Source organism: Frankia alni ACN14a (assembly GCF_000058485.1).
GTDB classification, from domain to species: domain Bacteria; phylum Actinomycetota; class Actinomycetes; order Frankiales; family Frankiaceae; genus Frankia; species Frankia alni.
The window spans coordinates 4,378,252-4,388,732 of sequence record NC_008278.1 but is presented as its reverse complement, the minus strand read 5'-3'; the positions used below and the strand labels follow the sequence as shown (position 1 = coordinate 4,388,732).

The window sequence follows — 10,481 nt, the reverse complement described above, 5'->3', positions numbered from 1 at the left end:
AAAGGCGCGGGCGATGTCGAACGAAGAGATGTCGAACGAAGAACGGTTGCGGGGCTATCTCAAGCGCGCAACAAACGAGCTGCTCGCCACCCGCGCGAAACTGGAGAACGTCGAACTTGCCGCGCGGGAACCGCTGGCGATCGTCAGCATGGCCTGCCGGTATCCGGGGGGCGTGCGCACTCCCGACCAGTTGTGGGATCTCGTTTCCGCACAGACGGACGCCGTGACGCCGTTTCCCACCGATCGCGGCTGGCCGCTGGACGAGCTCATCGACCCCGCCGGCGACACCCCCGGCACCAGCTATGCCGGCGAGGGCGGCTTCCTGCACGATGCCGCGGACTTCGACGCGGACCTTTTCGGGATCAGCCCGCGGGAGGCCCTGACCATCGACCCGCAGCAGCGCCTGCTGCTGCAGACCGCGTGGGAGGCACTGGAGCGGGGCGGGCTCGACCCGCGGTCGCTTTCCGGTGCGCCGGTCGGGGTCTTCGTCGGGCTGATGTACTCCGACTACGGTTCCCGGCATTCCCGCGCGCCGGAGGGCTTCGAGGGCTTCATCGGCACCGGCAGCGCCGGCAGCATCGCCTCCGGCCGGCTGGCCTACACGTTCGGGTTCGAGGGGCCCGCGGTGACCGTCGACACGGCCTGCTCATCCTCGCTCGTGGCGCTGCACTACGGCGCGCAGGCGATCCGCCGGGGCGAGTGCTCGCTCGCGCTGGTCGGCGGTGTGACCGTCATGGCGACCCCGGCGACCTTCATCGAGTTCAGCCGCCAGCGCGGCCTGTCCCCGGACGGCCGCTGCAAGGCGTACGCGGCCGGCGCCGACGGCACCGGGTGGGGCGAGGGCGTCGGCCTGGTGCTGCTCGAACGGCTCTCCGACGCCCGGCGCAACGGCCATCCGGTGGTGGCGGTGCTGCGGGGTAGCGCGATCAACTCCGACGGCGCGAGCACCCAGCTCTCCGCGCCGAACGGGACGGCGCAGCAGCGGGTGATCCGGGCCGCCCTGAGCGACGCCGCCCTGGCCGCGTCCGAGGTGGACGCCATCGAGGGGCACGGCACCGGCACGGGCCTGGGCGACCCGATCGAGGTGAACGCGCTGCTGGCCACCTACGGGCGGGCGCACACCCGGGATGACCCGGCCTGGCTCGGCTCGCTGAAGTCCAACATCGGTCACACCCAGGCCGCCGCCGGCATCGGCGGCGTGATCAAGATGGCGCTCGCGATGCGGCACGGCCGGCTGCCGGCCACCCTGCACGTGGACGCCCCCACCCCCCACGTCGACTGGGACTCCTCGGCGGTCAGCCTGCTCACGCGGTCGATCGCATGGCCGTCGCGCGAGCGGCCCCGACGGGCCGCGGTCTCCTCCTTCGGAATCAGCGGCACGAACGCGCACGTCATCCTGGAACAGGCGCCCGCGCCGGACGGCGGGCAGGCCGTGGCCGAACCGGCAGGAGCCGGGAGTGAGCCGGCAGGAGCCGGGAGCGAGCCGGCGGCGAGCGGCCCGCGGATCGACCCGGACGCGCCCGGGCCACAGCAACCCGGGCCGGTGGCCTGGGTGGTCAGCGGGCATACCGCCGAGGCGCTCGACGCCCAGCTCGGGCGGCTGCGCGGGTTCCTGGCGGACCATCCCGAGGCCGACCCGGCGGACGTGGCGCACACCCTCGCGCACGGCCGCGCCGCGCTGGAGCACCGTGCGGTCGCGGTGGGGACGAGCCGCGTCGAGCTCGACGAGGTGCTCGACGCCCTCGAACATGACCTCCCGACGACCCGAGGGGCCCGCGGCGAGGCGATCACCGCGGGCCGCCCGGTGTTCGTCTTCCCCGGCCAGGGTTCGCAGTGGGTGGGCATGGCGGCCGGGCTGCTGGAGACGTCCGAGCCGTTCCGGACGGAGCTGGACCGCTGCGCGCGGGCGCTGGCGCCCCACGTCGACTGGGACCTCAGGGAGGTGCTCACCGGCGACGGCGCGGCGTTGGAGCGCGTCGACGTCGTGCAGCCGGCGCTGTTCGCGGTGATGGTGTCGCTGGCCGCGGCCTGGCGGGCGCTGGGCGTCGAGCCCGCCGCCGTGGTCGGCCACTCCCAGGGCGAGATCGCCGCGGCCTACGTCGCCGGTGCGCTGGAGCTGGCCGACGCGGCGGAACTGGTCGCGGTGCGCAGCAGGGCGCTCGTCGAGATCGCCGGCACGGGTGCCATGGCATCGATCGACCTGCCGGAGTCCGCCGTGCGCGCCCGGCTCCTCCCCGGCATCGACATCGCCGCGCTCAACGGCCCGAACGCCACCGTGGTGGCGGGGCAGCCCGCAGCGGTGGCCGCCCTGGTCGAGGGCTGCACGGCCCAGGGCGTGCGCGCCCGGCTCATCCCGGTCGACTACGCGTCGCACTCGGCCGCGGTCGAGCCCCTGCGGGACCGCCTGCTGGCCGCCTTCGCCGGGGTGCGACCGCGTTCGGCGGGTGTCGAGTTCCTGTCCACGGTCACGGCGAGCCGGATCGACACGGCGGAGCTCGACGCCGCTTACTGGTACCGCAACCTGCGTGAGCCGGTGCGGCTGGCGGAGGCGGTCGCGGCGCTCGCCGAGGCCGGTCACCGAGTGTTCCTGGAGGTCAGCCCACATCCGGTGCTCGTCGCCCCGGTGCGTGAGGTGCTCGACGGGCTGGCCGAGCCGGCGCGGGCGCTCGCCACGTTGCGTCGCGACCACGGCGGCGTCGAGCAGCTGCTGACCGCTGCGGGCGCGCTGTTCGCCGCGGGCACGCCGGTCGACTGGGGCACGGCGGCGGCCGGGCGGCTGACCGACCTGCCGACCTACGCCTTCCAGGAGAGCCGGCACTGGTTGGACACCAACGCTGTGCCCACGGCCGGTCCCGGGATCGCCGCCTCCGGCCATCCGGTGCTGGGCATCGTCGTCGACCAGGCGTCGGGTGTGCTGCTGACCGGTCGGCTGCCGGGTGGGCCGGGGTGGGCGCGCCAGCACCGCCTCGGTGAGCGCACGCTGCTCAGCGGCGCCGCCCTCGCCGAACTCGCGCTGGCCGCCGGCGACTGGCTCGGTGTGCCCGCCCTCGAGGAGCTGGTCCTGCTCGCCCCGGTGGACATGCCGGACGGGCCGGTCGAGGCCCAGGTGAGCGTGGGGGAGGACAGCCGGTTCACGATCCACACCCGCGTCGGCGGGCAGAGTCCCGGCGCGACCTGGCGGCGCCACGCGACCGGTTCGCTCGCAGCTTCCGACGAGTCCGGCGGGGCCGTCGCGACCGGCCCCGCATCGTGGCCGCCGCCGGGCGCCGAGGCGATCGACCTGCCGGCCGCCTACGCCGCGCTGTCGGGGTTCGGCGTCCACTACGGGCCTGCGCTGCGCGCCGTCCGGTCGGCCTGGCGGGCGGGCGGGGAGGTGTTCGCCGACCTCGCGCTGCCCGAAGGGGAAGGCGTGCACGGTTACCTGCTGCACCCGGTTCTGCTGGACGCCGCCGTGCAGGTCGCGTTTCTCGACCGGGCCACCGGGCCGCGCGCGCCGACCGACCCGGCCGTGGTCCCCTTCACCTGGACCGACGTCCACCTGTACGCCACCGGCGCCCGGGAGCTGCGGGTCCGGCTCACGCCCACCGGCGCCGACGCCTTCGCGCTCGCGGCGTTCGCCGTCGACGGTTCGCCGGTGCTGACCGTGGCCGGCCTGACCCTGCGTGCGGTGGACGGCGCCGGCGGCGCGGGCTCGACGACCACCGGCACGACCACCGGCACGGGCGTCGACGTGGTGGCGCCCGCGCGTACGCGGGCCCGTCGGCAGCGGGCACGCGTCGGCGGGCGCTCCGCCGCCGCGAAGCTCACGCCGGACGCGCTTGCCGGGCTGGCCGGGGAGGAGCGCGTCGAGGCGCTGCTGGGCGCGGTCCGTGCCGCCGTCGCCGGTGTGCTCGGCCACCGCTCGGCGGAGGTGGTGCGTCCCGACCGCACGTTCCGTGACCTCGGCCTGGACTCGCTGACCGCGGTGGAGATGCGGGATCATCTCAGCCGCGCCGTGGGCCGGCGCCTGCCCGCGACCCTGGTGTTCGACTTTCCGACTCCCCGCGACCTGGCCCGCCACCTGGCGGCCGAGCCGGGCGCCGTGGCGGGAGCCGGCGCTCGCCGGGCGCGCGACGCCGACGACCCGATCGCGATCGTCTCCATGGCCTGCCGCTATCCCGGCGGCGTCGTGACGCCCGAGGACCTGTGGCAGCTGGTCAGTTCGGGCACGGACGCCATCGGCGAGTTCCCCGCCGACCGAGGATGGGACCTTGCCAGCCTGTTCGACGACGACCCGGACACGCCGGGCACGTCCTACACCCGCCGCGGCGGGTTCCTCGGGGACGTCGCCGGCTTCGACGCCGAGTTCTTCGCGATGAATCCGCGCGAGGCGCGTGCCACCGACCCCCAGCAGCGGCTGCTGCTGGAGACGTCGTGGGAGGCGGTGCAGCGCGCCGGGATCGACCCGACCCGGCTGCGCGGCTCGCGCACCGGGGTCTACGTCGGGCTGATCTACACCGAGTACGGCGCGCGCGCCGCCGGCAACCCCGCCGAGCACGGCGGCTACCTGTCGACCGGCAGCGCGGGCAGCGTGGCCTCGGGTCGGATCTCCTACGCCCTCGGGCTGCGCGGGCCCGCCGTCACCGTCGACACGGCGTGCTCGTCGTCGTTGGTGGCCCTGCACTTCGCCCGGCAGGCGCTGCACAACGGCGAATGCGACCTCGCCCTGGTCGGCGGGGCGACGCTGATGGCGACCCCGTCCATCTTCGTCGAGTTCAGCCGGCAGCGGGGACTCTCGCCGGACGGCCGGTGCCGGGCGTTCGCGGACGCGGCCGACGGCACCGGGTTCAGCGAGGGCGTCGGCATGCTGGTGGTGGAACGACTCTCCGACGCCCGGCGCAACGGCCATCCCGTGCTCGCGGTGGTGCGGGGTTCGGCGATCAACTCCGACGGCGCGAGCAACGGGCTGACCGCCCCGAACGGGCCCGCGCAGGAGAGCGTGATCGCGCAGGCGCTCGCTGACGCTGGGCTGTCCGCCGTGGACGTCGACGTCGTGGAGGCGCACGGCACCGGGACCACCCTCGGCGACCCCGTCGAGGCTCGGGCCGTGCTCGCGACCTATGGCGCCGACCGTGGTTCGGCCCCGCCGCTGTGGCTGGGATCGCTCAAGTCGAACATCGGCCACACCCAGGCCGCGGCCGGCGTCGGCGGGATCATCAAGATGGTGCAGGCGCTGGAGAACCGCGTTCTGCCGCGTACCCTGCACGTCGACGCACCGAGCCGCCACGTCGAGTGGGGCCGGGGTGCGGTGGCGCTGCTGACCGAGGACGTCCCGTGGCCGGACGGTGAGCGCACGCGGCGGTTCGGCGTGTCCGCGTTCGGCATGAGCGGCACCAACGCGCACGTGATCATCGAGGAGCCGTCGCGCGCCCCGGCCGCGACGGTCGACGCCGCGGCGGCGGGCGGTAGCGGGCCGGGCGGCCCACCGGTGCCCCTCGTCCTGTCGGCGAAGTCGCCCGCCTCCCTGCGGGGCGAGGCGCGGCGGCTGCACGCCTACCTGCGCAGCCATCCCGGTCAGTCGCTGGCCGGGGTGGCCGCCGAGCTGGTGCACACCCGCCCGCAGTTCGACCACCGCGCCGTCGTCGTCGCCCGGGACCACGGCGAGGCGATCGCGGGCCTGACCGCGCTGGCGCAGGCCGAACCGGCCGCGGGCGTCGTGAGCGGGCACAGCGACGGCGAGCGGGAGGCGGTGTTCCTCTACCCGGGGCAGGGCGCGCAGTGGACCGAGATGGCGCGGGAGCTGCTGGCCTCGTCCCCCGCCTTCGCGGCGCGGATCGCCGAGTGCGCGGCGGCGCTGGACCCGGTGACCGGCTGGTCCCTGCTCGAGCGGCTGCGCGGGGACGGCGGGGAGGTCGACGCGGCCGGCCCCGTCCAGTCGGTGGACGTGGTCCAGCCACTGCTGTGGGCCGTCATGACCGGGCTGACCGCGGTCTGGGAGTCCGTCGGGGTCAGCCCGGCCGCGGTGATCGGGCATTCCCAGGGTGAGATCGCCGCGGCCGGTGCGGCCGGGGCGCTGTCGCTCGCCGACTCGGCCGCGGTGGCGGCGCTGCGCTCCCGGGCACTCGCCGCGATCGCGGGCCGCGGCGCGATGCTGTCCGTGTCGGCGCCGCGAGACCGGGTCGACGCGACGCTCGCCGCCGTCACCGTCGGCGCCCTGTCGGTGGCGGCCCTCAACGGCCCGAACTCGACCGTCCTGGCCGGCACCGCCGAGGCGATCGAGGCCGCGCGGGAGCTGTTCGAGCGGGACGGGTTCCGGGCCCGGCCGATCGACGTGGACTACGCCTCCCACTCGGCGCAGGTCGAGGTGCTCCGCGACGAGCTGCTGCGGGTCCTGCCGCGCGTCGAGGAGCACGACTGGTCCGGGGTGGACTACTTCTCGACGGTGACGGGTGCCCGGCTCGACCCGCAGTCCGCCGACGACTTCGGCCAGCCGGAGTACTGGTACCGCAACCTGCGCCAGCCGGTGCTGCTCCAGGACGCCGTGCGGGCGGCGATCGACGCGGGGTACCGGACGTTCATCGAGATCAGCCCGCATCCCGTGCTTACCGTCGGCCTCCAGGACATCGTCGACGAGGTGCCGGACGCAGCCGCCACGGCGCTCGGCACCCTGCGTCGGGGGGACGGCGGCCTGGACCGCTTCCTGCTGTCCGCCGCCGAGGCCTGGGTGGCGGGAGTCGCCGTCGACTGGCGGGCCCAGGTGGGTCCCCGCCACCCCGGCCTCCCGGTCCTGCCGACGTACGCCTTCGACCGTGGGCAGCACTGGCTCGACGCCGCCCCGGTCGGACCGCCCGCGGCCGGCTCCGTGCCGCTGGCGCATCCGCTGCTCACCTCGGCGCTACGCCCGGCGCACGGGCCCGAGCTGCTGCTGCTCGGCCGCCTCGGCCTCGCCAGCCAGCCCTGGCTGTCCGACCACGCGGTGGCCGGCACCGTCCTGGTGCCCGGCGCGCTGTTCGCCGAGCTGGCCGCGTCGGCGGGTGATGTCGTCGAGGCTGGGCGAGTGGACGAGCTGGTGCTGCGCACCCCGCTGGTCCTGGCCGACGGGCAGGACGTGGAGATCCAGGTGACCCTGGGGGCGCCGGCGGCCGACGGCGCGCGGGAGGTCGGGATCCACTCCCGAGCCGTGCCGGCGCCCGGATCGCTGGGCGCGTCCTGGACCGAGCACGCCAGCGGCACCCTGACCCCCGCTGCCGCCGCCGACCTCGGCGCCCTGCCCGGTGCCTGGCCGCCGCCGGGGGCGCAGCCGCTTGCCACGGACCGCGTGTACGACGAGCTGGCCGCGGCCGGCTACCACTACGGCCCGGCGTTTCGGGGGCTGGCAGCCGCGTGGCGGCTCGGTGACACCGTGCTGGCGGAGATCGCCGTGACCGGGCCGGCCGGTTTCGTCGTCGCCCCGACCGTGCTGGACGCCGCGCTGCACGCCGTCGGCCTGGCCGGGCTTGGCGCCGTGGACGGCGCGGTGCGACTCCCCTTCGTCTGGCGCGGCCTGCGTCGTTTCGCGCCCGCGCCGCCGGCCGGCCGGCTTCGGATCCGGCTGCGCCGCACCGGAGCGGACGCCGTCGGCGTCCACCTGTTCGCGCCGGATGGAACACCGGTGGCGGCGGTCGACGAGGTGGCGCTGCGCACCGTGGACGCGGGCGAGCTGGACGCCGTGCGACCGCAGGACGTCGCTGGCCTGGCGGGCCTGCTGTACCGGCTCGGCTGGGAACCGGTGGACGGCGCGCACCGCGCCCGTCCGGCCCGGCTGTGGACGGTGGGTTCCGGCGGTGACCAGCCGGATCTCGCCGCCGCCCTCGGCGCGCTCGACGAGGGCCGGGACCGGCCCGACGCGCTGGTCCTGCTCCTGCCCGCCGCGACGGGCCCGGTGCCGCAGGCCACCCGCACCGCGCTGGCCGGTGTGCTCGACGACCTGCGGCGCCTGCTGGCCGACGAACGGCTGCGGGAGGCGGTGTTCGTGGTCCTGACTCGCGACGCGGTGGCCGCCGTGCCCGGCGACCGCGTGGGTGCGCTGGCGCAGGCCCCGATCTGGGGGCTGGTGCGCAGCGTGCAGGCGGAGGAGCCGGGCCGGATCGTGCTGGTTGACACCGACCGGCCGGATCCGTCGACCGACCTGCTCCGCGACGCGGTCGCCGGCGGCGAGCCCCAGGTGGCGTTGCGCGACGGCGTCCTGCTGGCCGCGCGGCTGGGCGGCTGGCGCCCGGCGCTGGTCGCACCGGCGGCGGGGGACTGGCGGCTGGCCCGCGGCGAGGGCGGCACCGTCGACGATCTGGTCCTGCTGGGGCAGCCACGGCCGGTGCTCGAACCGGGCCAGGTCCGCGTCGCGATCCGCGCCAGCGGGCTGAACTTCCGCGACGCCATGCTCGCGCTGGGGCTCTACCCCGGCGAGGCCGAGTTGGGCACGGAGGGTGCCGGCATCGTGGTCGAGACCGGAGCGGACGTCACCGGGATCGAACCCGGCGACGCCGTGATGGGCCTGATCTCCGGTGGGATCGGCCCGGTCGCGGTGACCGACCACCGGCTGCTGGTGCCGATCCCGGCCGGGCTGAGCTTCGCCCGGGCGGCGGCCATCCCCGCCGTCTACCTCACCGCGTACTACGCACTGCGCGACCTGGCCCGGGTACAGCCGGGGGAGTCGTTGCTGGTGCACTCCGCGGCCGGGGGGGTCGGCGGCGCGGCGATCCAGCTCGCCCGACACTGGGGGGTGACCGTCTACGGCACCGCGAGCCCCGCGAAGTGGCCGTTCCTGGCCACCCTCGGTCTCGCGGCGGATCACCTGGCCAACTCGCGTGAGGTGGCCTTCGCCGAGCACATCCGCCTGGCGACGGGCGGGCGCGGTGTCGACGTCGTGCTGAACTCGCTGTCCGGTGCGTTCGTCGACGCCTCCCTGAGCCTGCTCGGACCCGGCGGCCGGTTCGTCGAGATGGGCAAGACCGACGTCCGTGACCCGGCGCAGATCCAGGCCCGGCACGGCGTCGAGTACCGCGCCTTCGACCTGATGGAGGCCGGCGAGGACCGGATCGGCCAGATGCTCGCCGAGCTGGCCGACCTGCTGGGGGCCGGCGTCCTCACGCCACCGCCGGTGACGGCCTGGGCGGCGGGGCGGGCGCCCGAGGCGCTGCGCCATCTCAGCCAGGCCCGGCACGTCGGCAAGATCGTGCTGCGCCTGTCGCGCCCGCTGGACCCCGAGGGCACAGTGCTGATCACGGGCGCGCCCGGCGGGGTCGGCTCCCTCGTCGCCCGCCACCTCGTCGCCGCGCACGGCGCGCGGCACCTGCTGCTGGTCAGCCGGCGCGGGCCCGCCTCGCCGGGGGCCGACGAGCTGGGCGCGCAGCTCACCGAGCTGGGCGCGCGGGTCACCTTCGCGGCGGCCGACGTCGCCGACGCCGACGCCGTGCGGCGGGTCCTCGCCGGGATCGACGTCGAGCATCCCCTCACCGCCGTCCTGCATGCGGCCGGCGTCCTGCGCGACGCGACCCTGGCCACCCTGACCGAGGTGGGGCTCGACGCCGTGCTGCGGCCCAAGGTGGACGGTGCCTGGCACCTGCACCAGCTCACCCGGGACGTCGATCTCGCCGCGTTCGTGCTCTTCTCGTCCGCGGCCGGCGTGGTGGGCAGCCCGGGCCAGGCCGCCTACGCGGCGGCGAACGTGTTCCTCGACGCGCTCGCGGTCGCCCGGTCCCGCGACGGGCTCGCGGCCACCTCGGTCGCGTGGGGCCTGTGGCGTTCCGACAGCGCGATGACCGGCTCGTTGTCGGCGACGGACCAGGCGAGGATGGCCCGGGCCGGGGTGCTGCCGCTCTCGGCGGCCCACAGCCTCGCCCTGCTCGACGCCGCCCTCGGCGCGGACGTGCCGGCGTTGGTCGCCGTGCGGCTGGACCCGGCGCGGCTGGTGGCCGGGGCTGACCTGCCGGCGCCGCTGCGGTCGCTGGCCCGCCCGGCGCAGGCCGCCGCGCGCCCCCAGCCCGTGGTGGCGGATCTCGCCACCCAACTCGCGGACGCCGAGCCACATCGTCGCCGTGAGCTGGTCGGACAGTTCGTGGTGAGCAACGTTCGGGCGGTGCTCGGCCACACCGCCGGCGACGCGGGCGAGGGCGACGGCCCGGGCGATCGCAGCTTCAAGGAGCTCGGCTTCGACTCGCTCACCGCGGTGGAACTGCGCAACCGGCTCGGCCGGGCGAGCGGCCTGCGCCTGCCCGCCACGATCGTGTTCGACCACCCGAACCCGGCCGCCCTGGCCGGGTACCTGCTCGACCGGCTGGTCCCGGCGCAGCCCACCCCGGCGGCGACCACTCCGCCGGCGACCAACCCGCCGGCGACCACCCCGGTGCAGGCCGGCCCGGCGGTGCCTCCCCCGGTGGTGGAGATCACCGTCAGTTCCCCCGCAAGCCAGGCCGAGGAGCTGTTCCGGTTCATCGACGCGGAACTGCGCCCCTGACGCCGTGCCG

General features: G+C 76.1%; 1 protein-coding gene. It reads left to right on the top strand.

All coding sequences use genetic code 11. The annotated features are described in order from the left end of the window. Positions 1 to 13 precede the first annotated feature (13 nt). Complete coding sequence (locus FRAAL_RS35070; RefSeq protein ID WP_011605201.1) at positions 14 to 10,471, top strand: type I polyketide synthase; 10,458 nt, start codon at positions 14 to 16, stop codon at positions 10,469 to 10,471. Positions 10,472 to 10,481: the final 10 nt, after the last annotated feature.

Excerpts from the sequence above, each read along its gene's own strand:
- FRAAL_RS35070 (WP_011605201.1), top strand. The coding sequence starts at position 14 with ATGTCGAACGAAGAGATGTCGAACGAAGAACGGTTGCGGGGCTATCTC.